At 41.7% G+C, this 15,259-nt stretch carries 13 protein-coding genes, 2 tRNA genes and 1 pseudogene; 4 read left to right on the forward strand and 12 right to left on the reverse strand.

Annotation, left to right across the window (positions count from 1 at the left end; genetic code table 11):
• The first annotated feature begins 34 nt into the window (after positions 1–34).
• The 3 genes from rnr (at position 35) to BM232_RS13375 (ending at position 2,737) form a co-directional block, all read left to right on the forward strand.
• Positions 35–2,212: a ribonuclease R gene (gene rnr, locus BM232_RS13365; protein WP_091715715.1), complete on the forward strand. Its 2,178-nt coding sequence runs from the start codon at positions 35–37 to the stop codon at positions 2,210–2,212.
• A gap of 180 nt (positions 2,213–2,392) precedes the next feature.
• Positions 2,393–2,468, forward strand: a tRNA-His gene (locus BM232_RS13370).
• A 193-nt stretch (positions 2,469–2,661) separates the two neighbouring features.
• Positions 2,662–2,737, forward strand: a tRNA-Thr gene (locus tag BM232_RS13375).
• A gap of 69 nt (positions 2,738–2,806) precedes the next feature.
• Here BM232_RS13375 and BM232_RS13385 read toward each other — a convergent pair.
• From BM232_RS13385 to BM232_RS13415, 7 genes and pseudogenes are all read right to left on the reverse strand, one after another.
• Positions 2,807–3,711, reverse strand: a pseudogene (locus BM232_RS13385) (GGDEF domain-containing protein).
• Between the two features lie 408 nt (positions 3,712–4,119).
• Complete coding sequence (locus tag BM232_RS13390) at positions 4,120–5,358, reverse strand: EAL domain-containing protein (protein ID WP_091715655.1); 1,239 nt, start codon at positions 5,356–5,358, stop codon at positions 4,120–4,122.
• A 270-nt stretch (positions 5,359–5,628) separates the two neighbouring features.
• The gene (locus BM232_RS13395; protein ID WP_091715717.1) at positions 5,629–6,237 is read right to left on the reverse strand and encodes an ANTAR domain-containing response regulator; all 609 of its coding nucleotides are present in this window, start codon (positions 6,235–6,237) and stop codon (positions 5,629–5,631) included.
• A gap of 11 nt (positions 6,238–6,248) precedes the next feature.
• Positions 6,249–7,112 (reverse strand): nitrate- and nitrite sensing domain-containing protein, encoded by an 864-nt coding sequence (locus BM232_RS13400; RefSeq protein WP_091715657.1) that lies wholly within the window; start codon positions 7,110–7,112, stop codon positions 6,249–6,251.
• Between the two features lie 357 nt (positions 7,113–7,469).
• Positions 7,470–8,723 (reverse strand): alginate export family protein, encoded by a 1,254-nt coding sequence (locus tag BM232_RS13405; RefSeq protein WP_091715659.1) that lies wholly within the window; start codon positions 8,721–8,723, stop codon positions 7,470–7,472.
• Between the two features lie 304 nt (positions 8,724–9,027).
• The gene (locus BM232_RS13410) at positions 9,028–9,474 is read right to left on the reverse strand and encodes a YybH family protein (protein ID WP_091715661.1); all 447 of its coding nucleotides are present in this window, start codon (positions 9,472–9,474) and stop codon (positions 9,028–9,030) included.
• Between the two features lie 52 nt (positions 9,475–9,526).
• Positions 9,527–10,030 carry a MarR family winged helix-turn-helix transcriptional regulator gene (locus BM232_RS13415; protein ID WP_091715664.1) on the reverse strand — a complete coding sequence of 168 codons (504 nt, stop codon included), beginning with the start codon at positions 10,028–10,030 and terminating at the stop codon, positions 9,527–9,529.
• A gap of 115 nt (positions 10,031–10,145) precedes the next feature.
• Here BM232_RS13415 and BM232_RS13420 point away from each other — a divergent pair, with 115 nt between their 5' ends.
• Positions 10,146–10,472 (forward strand): PepSY domain-containing protein, encoded by a 327-nt coding sequence (locus tag BM232_RS13420; RefSeq protein ID WP_091715667.1) that lies wholly within the window; start codon positions 10,146–10,148, stop codon positions 10,470–10,472.
• On the opposite strand, the gene BM232_RS13425 is transcribed toward BM232_RS13420, so the two are convergent.
• From BM232_RS13425 to BM232_RS13445, 5 genes are all read right to left on the reverse strand, one after another.
• Positions 10,469–11,803, reverse strand: coding sequence for an ATP-binding protein (locus tag BM232_RS13425; RefSeq protein ID WP_091715669.1), 1,335 nt, complete (start codon positions 11,801–11,803; stop codon positions 10,469–10,471). The genes BM232_RS13420 and BM232_RS13425 overlap by 4 nt on opposite strands.
• On the reverse strand, positions 11,803–12,468 hold the full coding sequence (locus BM232_RS13430) for a response regulator transcription factor (RefSeq protein ID WP_091715671.1): 666 nt from the start codon (positions 12,466–12,468) through the stop codon (positions 11,803–11,805). The genes BM232_RS13425 and BM232_RS13430 overlap by 1 nt, the downstream gene beginning before the upstream one ends.
• Positions 12,468–12,785 carry a PepSY domain-containing protein gene (locus BM232_RS13435; protein ID WP_245752960.1) on the reverse strand — a complete coding sequence of 106 codons (318 nt, stop codon included), beginning with the start codon at positions 12,783–12,785 and terminating at the stop codon, positions 12,468–12,470. Before BM232_RS13435 ends, BM232_RS13430 begins: the two co-directional genes overlap by 1 nt.
• A gap of 76 nt (positions 12,786–12,861) precedes the next feature.
• Positions 12,862–13,191, reverse strand: a complete 330-nt coding sequence (locus BM232_RS13440; RefSeq protein WP_091715676.1) for a DUF2845 domain-containing protein — start codon at positions 13,189–13,191, stop codon at positions 12,862–12,864.
• Positions 13,192–13,270: 79 nt separating this feature from the next.
• Positions 13,271–15,259, reverse strand: coding sequence for a BCCT family transporter (locus tag BM232_RS13445; RefSeq protein WP_091715678.1), 1,989 nt, complete (start codon positions 15,257–15,259; stop codon positions 13,271–13,273).

A 15,259-nucleotide genomic window follows, 5' to 3' on the forward strand; every position in this document is an offset into this window, starting at 1 on the left:
CGCGCAAAGATACAGAGTGAAACAAAAACTGTCAATGACCAATAATAACGAAAACGATCCCTTTTTCGATAGAGAAGCCGAAAAATACGACAACCCAATCCCCAGTCGTGAATTTATCTTAGATATTCTTAAACAAAATAACACCCCATTATCGCGCAAAAATATCGCCAAACTAATTGATGTTAAAGGTGAAGATGCTAACGAAGCACTTCGGCGGCGTTTACGTGCGATGGAACGTGATGGACAACTCCTTCGCAACAGAAAAGGCGCCTATGGTGTGGTTTCTAAGATGAACCTCATCAGTGGTCGCGTCATGGGCCATCCGGAAGGTTATGGCTTTCTTATACCTGATGAGGGAGGCGACGACCTTTTCCTGACCGAACGTGAAATGCGAATGGTGCTTCATGGTGACCGTGCCCTAGCCCGTATCACCGGAACAGATAGAAAAGGTCGTAAAGAAGGTGCGATTGTTGAGGTAGTTAAACGCAGCAATGAACGTATTGTTGGCCGCTTGGTTCAGGATGCTGGAATTTATTATCTCATTCCCAATAACCGTCGAATCAGTCAGGACATTTTGATCCCGCCCAGCGATTTATTGAATGCTGAAGTTAATCAGATTGTCGAAGCAGAAATTACCGAGCAGCCAAATAAACACCGTTCCCCTCTAGGCAAAATTGTGAATGTTCTGGGTGACCATATGGCACCAGGTATGGAAATTGATATCGCCCTGCGTGCGTTTGAATTACCACATGAATGGTCACCTCAAGCTGAAGAACAAGCCAATAATCTGGGTGAAACGATTCCTGAGAATGCAATAGAAGGCAGACTCGACCTTCGTGATATGCCTCTGGTCACTATTGATGGTGCTGATGCCAGAGATTTTGACGATGCTGTTTACGCTGAAAAACTGGAATCGGGCAACTGGCGTTTATGGGTGGCTATCGCCGATGTGTCACATTATGTTCTGCCTAACAGCCCGCTGGATCAGGACGCACAGGAAAGAGGCACGTCTGTCTATTTCCCTAGTCAAGTTATCCCCATGTTGCCTGAAGCTTTATCTAATGGCCTGTGTTCACTGAACCCTGAAGTCGATAGATTGTGTATGGTCTGTGAAATGGAAATTGACCAGCAAGGTAAAACCGTTTCTTACCGTTTCCATGAAGCGGTGATGCACTCAAAAGCCCGGTTAACCTATGACAAAGTAGCGGCCATGCTTGTTGATAATGACACGGCTTTACGCGAGCAATATCAGCATGTATTACCTGCTGTTGAAACCATGTATGACTTATATAAAGTCATGCTGGAAGCCCGCCATGAACGTGGTGCAATTGACTTTGAGATGACGGAAACGCAATTCATTTTTGATGAAAACAGAAAAATCAAATCGATAGAGCCACGTGAACGTAATGATGCTCACCGTCTTATTGAGGAATTTATGATTGCAGCCAACGTCAGCGCTGCGTTATTCCTGCTGGAAAATAAAATCCCCGCTTTATATCGTATTCATGAAACCCCGTCAGAAGAAAAACTCTCTGGCCTGAGGGACTTTTTAGGTGAACTCAGTTTATTTTTAGGCGGTGGTGAAGAACCAGAACCTCGCCATTACGCCTCATTACTAGCGACAGCCAGTAAACGGCCTGATGGTCATCTATTACAAACTGTTATGCTGCGTAGCATGAAACAAGCGGTTTACAGTCCGGATAATGTTGGACACTTTGGTTTAGCGCTTGAAGCATACGCTCATTTCACCTCACCGATTCGTCGCTACCCTGATTTATTGGTGCATCGTGCAATTCGTCATGTTCTCAATCAGAGAAAAGACAAAAAGTGGCGTTATTCTCATGAGGAAATGGCTCAACTGGGTGAACATTGCTCAATGACCAGCCGTCGAGCCGATGAAGCCACCAGAGACGTCAGTGACTGGCTTAAATGTGAATATATGCGTGATCGTGTGGGTGAAGTTCATGACGGCGTGATAAGTGGCGTCACTGGCTTTGGACTCTTTGTCGAACTAAGTGATATCTATATAGAAGGTTTAGTCCACGTCACTTCATTGAAAAACGACTATTACCAATTTGACCCGACTGGACATCGCCTTACCGGTGAGCGAACGCGCAAAGTGTATCGATTAGGTGATACATTAAAAGTCAAAGTGGCTCGCGTTGATCTTGATGAGAAAAAAATCGATTTGGAATTAGTCGAGACGAAATAATATAAATGGCTGTTATGAGAAACAATAACAGCCATTTCTCTCAATACAAGATGAAAGAGTCATCATGTTATTTTGCATCTAAACAGAGATTTTCCTTGACCAGAAAAATAATCACAGTAGAATTATCGTCTTTCTTGAGGTCGACATCCTAAGTCATCCACACCTCAAACAAGAATAATGGTGAGTGTAGCTCAGTTGGTAGAGTCCCGGATTGTGATTCCGGTTGTCGTGGGTTCGAGCCCCATCACTCACCCCACCTTCCCCCCAAACTCCAGATAAATAGACAATACCCAGCGTAACGTTTGTCTATATCGCGTCGACGACAACCTCCATCTTTTTTATTAAAAATTTTCATCATTTTGAAACAATGACTTGCATGAAAACTAAAAATTAATCTCGATTTTGGCTTGCAAGCTCCAAAATGCCTCCGTATAATGCGCTTCTTCATTGCCGGTGTAGCTCAGTTGGTAGAGCAGCTGATTTGTAATCAGCGGGTCGTAGGTTCAAGTCCTATCTCCGGCTCCAGAATATAAAAAGCCTCGTCAGTTTACTGCCGAGGCTTTTTTTATTTCTTCGGTATTGTTATCTGCCATCTCAGGCTAAATTACAACACTCTTTATAAACCATCAGTTGATCCCTACCTGTTTTTTTAGCGGCATAAAGCATCAGATCGGCATGTTTTAAAGCTAAATCAAAATTTGTTTGGCTTAGCTCATCAGAACTGACGGCACGAATACCAGCACTGGCCGAAACAGAAAGCGTCTCATTACGTAACTCAACACGGATATTACGAATAGCGTCTAATAATGTTTTTGTAAACTTGGCAGCATGTTCTGCTTGAGCTCCTGACAGAATCACAAGAAACTCTTCGCCCCCCAACGCACAAGAATATCTGAAGCACGGATACTATCCGCCATGGCTTCAGCAGTACGCCTTAAAACGATGTCTCCTACATGATGACCATGTTGATCATTAATCCGTTTGAAATAGTCCAAATCCACCATGATGACACTATAAGGACTGCTCAAACGCTGCATTAACGCAACTAAACGGCGTGCCCCCTGCTCGCCTTCTGTCCGGTTTGTCAGTCCAGTTACGCCATCAAGTGAAGTCACATCATCCAGTGGAATATGCATTTCCATCGCCCCACCATTTTCCATAGGCATTGCCATCACTTTAAATTTCTGGGGACCACTGTTGGTTTGATGAATGTGTAAATGGCTGATTGTTGTTTTCAGAGTCTGAGCATCAAGCTTTGGACAAGCTTCACCATTCTCATTACATGGGCTGTCATAACCATGGCTCATTTTGTAGCACGGCTGGTCAATGTGACTATACTCATGAATAGCCTCTTGATTGGCACGCACCACCATATAGTTGTTATCAATTACAGTCACAGGATAAGGTAAAACATCCAGCAAAGGCCATGCAGAATCAATTTGCTCCAGACTAATTAAATCCGTTGATTTTTTTTCTTTTGATCTTGGCTTTAGTTCCATTTTAATCTCAACTATGGTTTACATTTACTGCCTCTATAAACAACCATACTCTCCGCATGGCTATAGTGTAAATATTTGAATAATCATGGTTTGAATGAGTAAGCGGTCATGGCAATAACCCATCGGGGAAACCCAGCTATGTCAGATTATTTCAGCAAAAAATATAAAAACAGACAATTCGATAAAAGTAAAATTAGAGAACATACTTGCCAGAATTTAACCGGATATCGATACATCAGCGGTAATTTTTCATCATTTAAATAAGCCGGATTGGGTTTTATCAAGTCTGTTGTAAATTCAGATGATGCCAGTTTTCGCCATATGGAAGTTTGCGCGTTAGCATTTCATAAACGAAAACAGGTCTGATACAGCATATCGAGCCAATGAAAAGCTCTGATTACAGATAGATCAGTTTATGGCGAGATCTTCGTCAGGCCAATCAAGATCACAACAGAATACAAACATCTTTCCATTAACTTCTACAGCCTGAGACACAGTAATACACATATGAGAGCCAGCTACAGACAGGTATGGTCGACTTATTTGTGTTGTATTTGGATTGTGTATCGCTCTGAAGTGATAGTGTCTGTGCGACCAGTTCGCATTATCTCCGGAAAGTAATGGTGAAAAGCGGATATCCAGTTTTGCAGTGTATTTTTTTGAATACAGGCTTCTACCAATCTGATAACCAGATTCATCAAGTAAATAACAGCGCACAGCTCGTTCATCGTCAAACAATTCAGTCCCACACTCTTCAAAAGCCTGACCGTGTTGAAATGTACTAACCTCTTTTTCAAAAATTAACTGGAAAGCCCGGAAGTGTTGTTGAAGCTTACGGTCATATTGACTACGTACATTCTGATGTTGCTGTAAAAGCTGATCCATCGCCTTACCAAAATCAACGTCCTGCTGTAGATCAGGTTTAGGTGTAGCAAAATAGAACCCCTGGATCATGTCGGCATTACTGGAAATAGCGACCAGTGCTTCTTTTTCCGACTCAACACCTTCAATGACGACTAGGCTCCCAGTCTCATGTATCAATGACACGATACCGGTGAGTATTCTTTCCACCTTCATAGACTGGCCGGCTTTCTTAACCAGGCTGCGATCAATTTTCACAATATCAGGCTGCAAATTCCAGATACGATCAAAGTTAGAATGCCCAGCCCCAAAATCATCAATCGCAATTAAACATCCTAACCGACGGAAATGTTGAATCAGTTCTAGAAGGTATTCACGATCGTCAATTTCGCTCTCAAGGATTTCAATCACAATCCGTCTGGCAGGCAGTTTAGTTTTTTGCATCAGGTCATGCATAAACCCTGCATCAGGACGCTCAGCGACAAGACATTGAGAATTAAGGTTGAGAAATAACCAGGCATTATTATCAGGTTGATGAGAAAAGTTGGACGCATGGAGAAACCGACAGGTCCGATCTAGCTCCAGATGTTCACGCTGGTTGCTTGGTTGAGACATAATCTCAATCGGCGATACCGCTTTTCCCTCAATATCATTAGCACGTAGTAAACCTTCGTAGCCTACCGCTTTTCGGTGAGCAATACTGAAAATAGGTTGAAAAACCGATGTCAGGCAGAACGATTTATATGTTGTTTCATAATGGTGTTCATTCAGTGACAGTTCAGTCATCCCTACTCGTACCTTTGATTTGTGTGTGCAATGTGGTTTTAACATTACTTTACCTTAAATCTTAATGCGTCCGTTTATCAATTACCACAATAGTTCAAATCAAATATCCCGATGACAGCTTCAACCACTAGAGGGTACAAAGCATAAGCAGGATCTAAGCCAATAATATTGAGTCCGAATCAGATGATAATAAAACGACAGTCTTCCATATAAAAACAAGAAGCCACTCTATTTAAGTGGCTTCAATAATTATGTTTATCGTATTAATTATTAAACATTTTTTTGAGGTTCAAGTAAGTTAGCTGCAGCCAGGATATTTTGAGCAAGTTGGCCGAGTCGCATGTTCTGATTCATGGCTGACGTTCGCATCAGGCTGTATGCTTCGTTCTCGGTGCATTTACGCTGCTCCATAATAAGCCCTTTTGCCCTATCAATAATTTTTCTGTCAGCCAATGATGTTTTTAAATCTTTCAGCTGTTTTTGCATATTCTGCACTTGCTTAAACCGGGCTATGGCAGTGCGTAAAATGGCGTGAATTCTATTCTCATGAAAACCATCAACGATATAGGCACTAACACCAGCTTCAATCGCTTCTTCAATCGCTTCATCTCGGTCATCATGGGTGAAGATCACAATCGGCAAAGGAAAGCGTTCATTAATGATCTTAAATTTACTCAACAACTGACTATCACTGGTATTCATAATGGCAATAATCAAGTCAGGCTCGATAGTCCATTTCAGATTGAGTAATTGTTGTAAATTGGTTGCTTCAAAAATAACCTTATAGTCGGTATTTTCAAAGACCTTTTGCAAGGTGTTCATAAACTCCGTAAATTCACTGATAACAACCGTGTTAATCGTTTTAGTGACTGTTTTCATAGCAGCATTGCTCATATTATTCGTGTCTGTTGTCGGGAGGCATACTGAATAACGATGCTGAAAATCTTAAGCACTTCATCAATTGCCCGGGTAGAAAGGGTAAAGTATTCATGACTATCAAGCTTCAGCTGACCATGCTGAAGCACACGTTTATCAACCATATTTAACAGAGCATCAACCTGCTGCTGGATAGCCACAGATGATGTTGCCAATAATGACGTCAGGTCTTTATTTTTGATGCGATTAATTTCAGAAAGTAGTCGTTCTGAGGAAGTTCTAACTGAGATACGTAAAAACTCAAGAAGAACTTTGTCAGCCGCTAAACATAGTCCTCTGGCACAAACACCAGAACCAATGGTGCGGGTATAACCAAGAGTTTCAGCCGCACGCAGGGTATCAAGACATATCTCGGAAACATGGGTATATGAATCCAGCATTAAGCGATGAATGTCATATGCCCTCATAACATCATCCAGCAGCATCAGTTGACCATCAATCATAAGACTATGTTGTCTGACGATATTTTGTGCAGGAAGATCATTATCCAGAGCATGCTTTTTGAGTTTTGGCCAGTGTTCAGCAAATGATGACCACTGTGGGAATTCAGCTAATGATGAACTCACATCATTATTGATAAGACTATCAATATCTGCTTGTAAATCAGTTAATTGTGGTAACAACTTAGCATTACCTTGCATATAGGCATTCGTTGTACCACGATGCTTTTGGCAGCGATCAATAATTAGTTTCAAGTGACTGGTCAGCAAAATACCTTGTTTTATTTTCTGCTTCTGCTGCAAATGACGAGACAGAAGTTTATAAATTACCAGCACTATGCATGTGACAACTACGCCACTTATTATCATTGGATACATCTTTGTTCTCCAGTGAAACTCGATCAGACCTGATTCATTCCCAAGTCGCTAAATATCCAGCCAAAATCCCTAGAGGCGAAATCATCACCATAAAAACTAATTTCACTAGTTCTTTTACTGCCATCATTAAATCAACGAAATACCCCATAACATGCTCCTTGCAGTATTGGACGACAATCACAATTCTGCATAAGCTATGCCAAAAAAAATACATATTTAAATACAACAACTTAAATTGAATCAATAATTTTCGACTGCTTCAAAATGGCGTTAGGGAGATTACTATTGAACAATTGTGGTGCAGATTTAACAGATAAAAAAAAGCCGGGCATTGCCCGGCAAACTGAGGAGAATGATTTAGAACTTGACCTGTCCATATAACCAAAATTTATCAGTATCAGCACCACCTAACTCTTTATCTGCATTGTAATCAGCATAGGAGATACCCAGCGTGTAGTGTTGCATAAAGGTTTTTTGCAGCATCACATCGAATTCATTACCGGCATCAAGGCTACCTTTGTCTGTTTCAAAATCGTGGTACACAGCAATCAATTTAGCGCCTGCCACATTACCGACCACTGTGAAATAGATGTCCTTCAGTCCTTGAGCAGGTGTTGACAGGAACATATCTGCCCAACCTTGGAACGCGTGATTTGTGCCCAGAGGAGTTTTGAAGCTGTACTGACCATCACCTTCCAGAACTTCATAAGATAGCTTAGCTAACCAACCTTGATATTTGCCACCTAATTCCAGCAAGTAATAATCTTGTGGATCCATTTTGCCATCGGCATATTCATGTTGCGTTGCATACTCTGCAGTATAAATTGCCGTTACATTTTCATTGATAGGCTTGGCACCTGATAATCTCAAACCATAGGTTGCCGTTGAATTAGGATTATCTTTAGCCGCATCTTCATAGTCCAGCAAATAACTGTAGGCTTCTAATTTTCCAACAGACCAGCCTGTGTATTGAACATTAAATAAGTGACTATCCATATCAATCACACCATCATCGATAAGGCCTGCAGTAAGATCATCACCGAAGATGGTGTTCACTTTATTGATATAGGCATAACTCAATTTGAGATCTTTAATTGAGGTATTACTTAGACTGACGGCATCAAATGATTGATGGTTTTGACGCCAGAGCACATTACCAATAAAACGATGAAATGGTGCATCACGATAGGTCAGCTCTTGTCGTCCTAGTTTCACTTCTGTATCAAAACCGTTATAACTCAGGTAAGCCTGATTCACTTCTGTACCATTCGGATCGGCTATAACCGAGTATTTCTTAACTGCTGTTTGTGGGTACTCTTCATAATTACCGCCTAAATCCGACACATCTTCCAGTTCCAGAAAGGCACCAAAGCCATGAAAATCGCCGGTCTTATAACCTAAGGTTGTCCGTAAAGTCACCGCATCTGCATCTTTTAGTGCATTATCCTGCTCAACAGACTCATAGCGTAAACGGGCAGAAAAACTGACTTTTCCTCCAGTTAAAGCCTCATAAAAGCTGTCCTCGGCCATTACTGTGCCAGGTAGCAAAGCAACACTCATAACCCCTGAGCTGAGTAATGACATTAGGTTTAGAGTTTTTCGTTTTAGCATAATTTTTTCCTCTGCAAGCTATTCTTCAATGAATCAATGTCTTTAACATCAATATCGACAAATCTAATCGTTTCAACAACTTCTTTGCAGGCAGACTTTCTTTTCAATAACAACTACTCATTATTAACGAGCGAGTAATTTTTCAGCCCCGGCACACGGGAACCGTAATTAGTGCCAGCTTTTAATTAAGTAGTTTAGACACTTATTTTTGCACCATTTTTTGGATCTATGCACCACTTTGAGAACACATAAAAAAAAGCCCTTCATCAGAAGGGCTTTTTTTAGTCAAACTTGCAGACAGTGTTTAAGGTTGCATATTCCAGATATGTGATTGGATTAGCCATGAACCATCTTCTGTTTTAACCAGAACCAACGATAAAACACCGCCAAAACTTATTTTCTCGCCATTAGAATCTTTTCCATCTGCATGCCAGTAACCAACTTGTGTTATCTGATCGTCAGTTGAATAAATGGCATCTGTTTCAATTTGGTGATTGGTCACACCATTATCAACAAAACTTTGAAACAACTGTGCAACAGCATCTCTACCTTTTAATATAGCGCCATTGCCCGGTGACAAGGTTGCATCATTTTTATATAACTGTTTCAAACTATCGACATCGCCTGCATTAAACGCTTTATTCCATTGCCCATTAGCAAACTCAATCTGATTCTTTACCGATAGCTCTTCAGCCATCACAGAAAATTGCACAGAAAACATACTGAACATAAAAACTAAAAACTTTTTCATTACACACTCCTCATTAAATTTAGTGTTACCTATTGCTTAGCTGCTTTAACGTTCAATCAAAAATCGTTAAATTTTGCTTTAACTTTGCCAGCACATTCATTAATGCCTCGCCTTCTTCTTTATCTATCGCGGACATCAATTGTCCCAAACGCTGATAATAATCAGGCATGACATCATCTAATTTTTGCTGACCTTGCTTGGTAAGTTTGATTTGTGTTTGCCGTTTATCTTTTTCATCGACAATACGCTTTATTAATCCCTCTCGCGCCAGACCATCTAACAGGCCTGTCATCGTCGCTCGGCTTACCCCAGATTGTTCAGCTAACTTTGAAGGTGAAGACATAAAGTTATCTTCACGCATAAGTAGAATTAACACCCACCAGCGCCCCTGGAGTAAATCATGGCGTCTCAAAAACTTATCTAAGCCGAGAGAAAGCTCAGACGCTACCCCTAAAAGATGTAGAAACTGCATCACTGCATTGATATCTACTTCAGGGTAGCGGGAAGCAAATTTTTCTAATATTGCCTTATCTGGCAGGTCTTTAAGTTGAAGCATAACGCATTATAGTTAGCTTCCTAATTTTTAGTAAACCTTTATCTTAAATAAATTCAGCTTGGTTTAAGCTACGCCTCCTAGTATGTGACCCGTACCTCAACAAAAGGAGCACAAAATGAAAAACGTAAAAACAATTGGCTTAATTGGTGCGGCAACAATGATGATGCAAATGGGTGTTGCTCATGCGGATTTAGATGCTGATGATATGCGTGAAATCAGAAAAATCTCTGAAGGTTTTGGCTTAATCTCTTTAGAAGAAGCAGAAGCTAAAGCGCTTGAAGCCAAACCCGGTATTGTAGAAGATGCCGATTTGGAAGACCGCGCCTTTGATAAAGGTTGGGATTATGAATTTGAGATTGTTGACGCCGATGGTGGCGAGTGGGAAGTCCTAATCGACGCCAAAACTGGTGAAGTTCGTAAAACAACTAAAGACTGGTTCTAATCAGCTACTGAGGCCTGCAGGTGAATATCCACCTGCAGGCCTCCCCATTTCTGGGATTGAGTAAACTGCATATTACCGTCATAGCTTTCAACAATATCAAATACGATTGCCAACCCTAAGCCACTTCCAGGCGTTGACTCATCAGCCCGAAAACCACGTTGCGTCAAAGCTGACAAGTCATTATCGGGGCACCCAGGCCCATCATCTATCACCCGGATAACAATTCCTTCATCACTATAAATCTGTAATTCCACTTGGCTTTGGCACCACTTACAGGCGTTATCCATGATATTTCCCAGCAGTTCCAGCAAATCTTCTCGGTCACCATGAAAACGCAGTTGTTTGTCTACCTGGCAGGTAATAGTCAGCTGCTTATCCTGATAAATACGTTTTAATGTATCAGCCAGACTCGTCACTAATTCATGAATATCAACACCTCTTCCAGGCAATGTTAAACCTGACACACGAGCGCGTTTTAATTCACGATCTATAATTTGCCTGATTTCCTGGGTCTGCTTATAGATTTCCGTCTTTGTCACAGCGTCGTTCTGCAGCTCATCACTGTCGGCGATCTGGTTTAATAAGGTTAATTGTGTTTTTAAGCGATGAGCCAGATTGCCTAACGACTGTCTTGAGCGACGCGTTTTTATCACCATACTGGCCATCAAGCGATTTAATTCCACCAGCAATGGCCGGATTTCATCAGGGGCCTGCTCATCAATTTTCTCAATATCGCCCTGCCCCAACAGTTTTAATTCATTCTTGGCTTTATTCAGTGGTCTCAATGCACGTCTGACAATCCAAAACTGCAGCCCCAATAAAGCTAAAACGCCAAGTAGTGATAAGGTCGTAAATGTCCATTGGAAATGGGCTTTATCTTCCAACATCCAGGCAATATCTTCAGCTACAGTAATCGTCACTTGCTGACCCTGCTTCAGATAGCCCGCAGAGACAGCCATTAAAGGTTGCTGTCCCGGCCCTTCCAGATAAAGAGTAGCTTTTTCTCCAACATTTAAGGCCGGTGTAGATAAATCAAAATCCCACAAAGATCGGGAGAACAGTTGCTGCTGAGGTGTTTGAATAGAAAAGTACAGACCGGAGAATGCCCGCTGATAGCTGCTGCTCAACCGGCGATCATCCAGCAGGATTTCCCCATCAGCATTAATATGGATATGAGCAACTAAGGTTTGGGTTTCTTCCTGCAGGCGGGTAATAACTTGTTTTTCGATCAAACGATCGATGGTGAAGGTAAGCCATAGCCATTGTCCTATCAACAGAGCAGCTAAAAAAATAGCTAAGCCAATTGATAAACGGCTACGTACTGATCGCATTAGTCTGGCTGACCAAAAATATAGCCCTGGCCTCGTCGGGTGACAATCCAGTCAGCTCCGATTTTCTGACGTAATCGATTCACATACACTTCCATCACATTACTGTCTTTATCACTATCCAGTTGATAGACATGCTCTGTTAATGTGGTTTTAGAAAGTAACTGCTTGGGATGCAGCATAAAGTACCTTAACAGCTTAAATTCCGTGCCGGTCAGGCTGTGTTTATCACCGGTTTTTAATATCACGGCTTGTTCTGCTTCATCCAGAGATAAACCACCATAACTAAGCTCACCCGGATTCTGACCAGAACAGCGTCGTAACACAGCATTAATCCGAACGATAAGTTCTTCGGTTTGAAAAGGTTTAGCAAGATAATCATCTGCACCGGCTTTAAACCCCAGTACTTTATCTTCCCAGTCATCACGTGCAGTCAGAATAATCACTGGTACCGCATTGTCCTTGCTTCGCCAGGTTTCTAACACGTCTAAACCTGGTTTTCCAGGTAATCCCAGATCCAATACAATCAGATCATAAGGCTCGATTTCACCCATGGCTTCGCCATCAATACCATCAGCAGATAAATCTGTGGCAAAACCGGCTTTATTTAATGCTTGCTGTAGGTTCGGTCCTAATAAAGGATCATCTTCAACCAGTAACAAGCGCATTAATTATCCTCATTTTCCAGCTCAACAAATTCACCTGTTTGAGCATCCAACTCCAATTCCCAGACCTGACCTTGTTCATCCAGAATCTCGAGTTCGTATATATAACGGCCATCATCTTTTTCTAAATCAGTTTCAATGACCTGGCCGGGTTTTATTGCTTTTGCTTTTGTCAGGATTTCCTGAAGAGGCATAATTTTGCCCTCTTTCAGCAATTGTCTGGCAACACTGGCACTTTCATCGGCTTGCACTAGCGATACAGCAAGCAGAGCACTCACGGAAACAAGTATGTATCTGAATATCGAGAGAGTACGTTTCATCGTATACATTATTTATATGGTTTAAATAAGCTTAAGTGTAGAAATTCAAACTTAAACCAAACTGAATAACGATGTCTTACTGGGTTGTAAAAATGCGGATAACTTTACCGTTTTTAAGTAAAACGTGAGTGCTACCTTTACTCATCGTTTTAAACATCCATTTTTCAAAGTTATCCTGAAGTCGCTCACCATCTTTACCCACTTTCAATGCCGGTCTGACAGACTTCACGACATTGCTGGGATGCCAACTCTCGCCACATACATGCTTAATCTGGTCAATATCCATGCCCACTTCTATGGCACTTTTGCCGCAGGAATATTGATCTAAATACTGACTACTACCCGCATGAGCTAAGCTCGTAAAACTCAAACCTAAGGCTGTCAAAGCCAAGCAATAAAAACGCATTTCTCTCTCCGTTCATTTTTATTTTCAGGACAATATCATGAACTGTGCTGAAAAATCTTGCCAGATTTTGTAATCAAATTTAACTTTCGCCAACAATATGCAGGAAATGCATATGTTTTTCGTACTGAATCAGAATGTCATCAATAACCTGTTCCTGATTATATCCGTACATATCGTAATGTTGGCTGCCTTCAGCAAGATACACTTCACCACGATAATAACGTTTTGTCTCATCATCATCGTCTAATGCATCTAAGGCAAAGCTCGGCATTATATGCCTGACGCTATGAACACCATAAACAAAATCTCTCTCACCACCATAGTAGACCGCAAGTTCAACCGAATCTTTTTTGGTGACAATTTCAGCTTCAACCCCAGTTGTTTTTAATTCAGCAGACACTTTTTTCAAAGCGGGTTTAACTACATCAACCAGAAAACTCTGCATGGATGCTTTATCGGGATATTCACTTAAATTCTTTAAGCGTTGTTTCCAGTTCACTTGTCGTCCCGTACTGACTGGGGTCTGCGGCACACCGATAATCAAGCGTTTTATGCCTTCCATTCTTAAGCCTTTCATGAGGCCAAAACACATCAGTAACATGATGACAACAAATGGCAGAGCGCCAGCAATAGAAGCCGTTTGTAAGGCTTTTAATCCACCCGCGACCAATAGCGCAGCTGCGACACAACCTTCTGTTAACGCCCAGAAAATACGCTGCCAAACCGGCGGTTTTGGATGTCCGTTAGAGGTAATCATATCGATTACCAGCGAGCCTGAATCCGATGATGTCACAAAGAATGTGATGACGAGTATTGTGGCTAAGCCGGAAGAAATCATACTCAGCGGCATATGCTCAAACATCGAGAAAACGGCAATGGCACTATTCTCACTTACCGCACCAGAGATAACCCCGGCAAGATTACCCAATTCCATATGGATGGCTGTTCCACCAAAAAAGGTCATCCACATAAAGGTAAAACCAACAGGCACAAATAACACACCTAAAATAAACTGACGGATTGTTCTACCTCTTGAAACTCTGGCAATAAACATCCCGACAAAGGGTGACCAGGCGATCCACCAGCCCCAATAGAACAATGTCCAGCCACCTATCCAGCCATTAGGATCATAGGCATATAGATTAAATGTTTTATTAACGACTTCGCTTAAATAATTACCCGTGTTTTGTACTAATGTTTGCAATAAAAACAGCGTCGGACCAGCAAATAAAACAAACAACAATAAAAGAATTGCCAGCCCCAGATTGAGTTCAGACAGACGCTTGATGCCAGAATCCAGTCCGGCCACCACAGAAATAGTCGCCAGTAAGGTAATCCCTGCAATCAAGCCGATTTGCAGCCCCACTGATTCTGCTGGTAAGCCAAACATATAGGTAAGTCCGGCATTAACCTGTAACACCCCAAGACCAAGTGAGGTCGCGACACCAAACATGGTGCCTAATACCGCGAAAATATCCACGGTATGGCCAATCGGTCCGTATATACGTTCACCGATTAATGGATAAAGTGACGAGCGAATGCTTAATGGCAAATTATGTCTGAAACCAAAATAGGCCAATGATAACCCCACCACGGCATAAATAGCCCAGGCATGTAAGCCCCAATGGAAAAACGTGATCGACATCGCTTCTCTGGCAGCCTCAATATCTCCCCCCTGCCCTACAGGTGGTGAAGAAAAGTGCATGATAGGTTCAGCAACACCGAAAAATAATAAACCTATGCCCATGCCAGCACTAAACAGCATGGCAAACCAGGATAAATAACCATAATCAGGCTCAGAATGATCTGGGCCAAGTTTTATAGCACCATAGGAACTCATCGCCAGACCAATACTGAAGATAAGGAAAAAGCCGACAGCAAGCAGGTAAAACCAGCCAAAAGTCTCCACTATCCAGGTTTGAGTGGCCGTAAATACGGTTGAGGCGGTATCAGAAAAAAAGGCAGCAAAAATCACAAAAGCGATAATTAAAATAGCTGAGCCAAAAAATACCGGCGGATTGATTTCTGCTTTACGTGCTTTCTTATTATCTATAGTCGGACTAGTCAT

Source organism: Methylophaga sulfidovorans, assembly GCF_900114205.1.
Lineage (GTDB): Bacteria > Pseudomonadota > Gammaproteobacteria > Nitrosococcales > Methylophagaceae > Methylophaga > Methylophaga sulfidovorans.

Excerpts from the sequence above, each read along its gene's own strand:
- BM232_RS13390 (WP_091715655.1), bottom strand. The coding sequence starts at position 5,358 with ATGACTGAACTGTCACTGAATGAACACCATTATGAAACAACATATAAA.
- BM232_RS13425 (WP_091715669.1), bottom strand. The coding sequence starts at position 11,803 with ATGCGATCAGTACGTAGCCGTTTATCAATTGGCTTAGCTATTTTTTTA.
- BM232_RS13395 (WP_091715717.1), bottom strand. The coding sequence starts at position 6,237 with ATGAAAACAGTCACTAAAACGATTAACACGGTTGTTATCAGTGAATTT.
- BM232_RS13445 (WP_091715678.1), bottom strand. The coding sequence starts at position 15,259 with ATGACTAGTCCGACTATAGATAATAAGAAAGCACGTAAAGCAGAAATC.
- BM232_RS13420 (WP_091715667.1), top strand. The coding sequence starts at position 10,146 with ATGAAAAACGTAAAAACAATTGGCTTAATTGGTGCGGCAACAATGATG.
- BM232_RS13415 (WP_091715664.1), bottom strand. The coding sequence starts at position 10,030 with ATGCTTCAACTTAAAGACCTGCCAGATAAGGCAATATTAGAAAAATTT.
- BM232_RS13430 (WP_091715671.1), bottom strand. The coding sequence starts at position 12,468 with ATGCGCTTGTTACTGGTTGAAGATGATCCTTTATTAGGACCGAACCTA.
- BM232_RS13410 (WP_091715661.1), bottom strand. The coding sequence starts at position 9,474 with ATGAAAAAGTTTTTAGTTTTTATGTTCAGTATGTTTTCTGTGCAATTT.
- BM232_RS13435 (WP_245752960.1), bottom strand. The coding sequence starts at position 12,785 with ATGAAACGTACTCTCTCGATATTCAGATACATACTTGTTTCCGTGAGT.
- BM232_RS13405 (WP_091715659.1), bottom strand. The coding sequence starts at position 8,723 with ATGCTAAAACGAAAAACTCTAAACCTAATGTCATTACTCAGCTCAGGG.
- BM232_RS13440 (WP_091715676.1), bottom strand. The coding sequence starts at position 13,191 with ATGCGTTTTTATTGCTTGGCTTTGACAGCCTTAGGTTTGAGTTTTACG.
- BM232_RS13400 (WP_091715657.1), bottom strand. The coding sequence starts at position 7,112 with ATGTATCCAATGATAATAAGTGGCGTAGTTGTCACATGCATAGTGCTG.
- rnr (WP_091715715.1), top strand. The coding sequence starts at position 35 with ATGACCAATAATAACGAAAACGATCCCTTTTTCGATAGAGAAGCCGAA.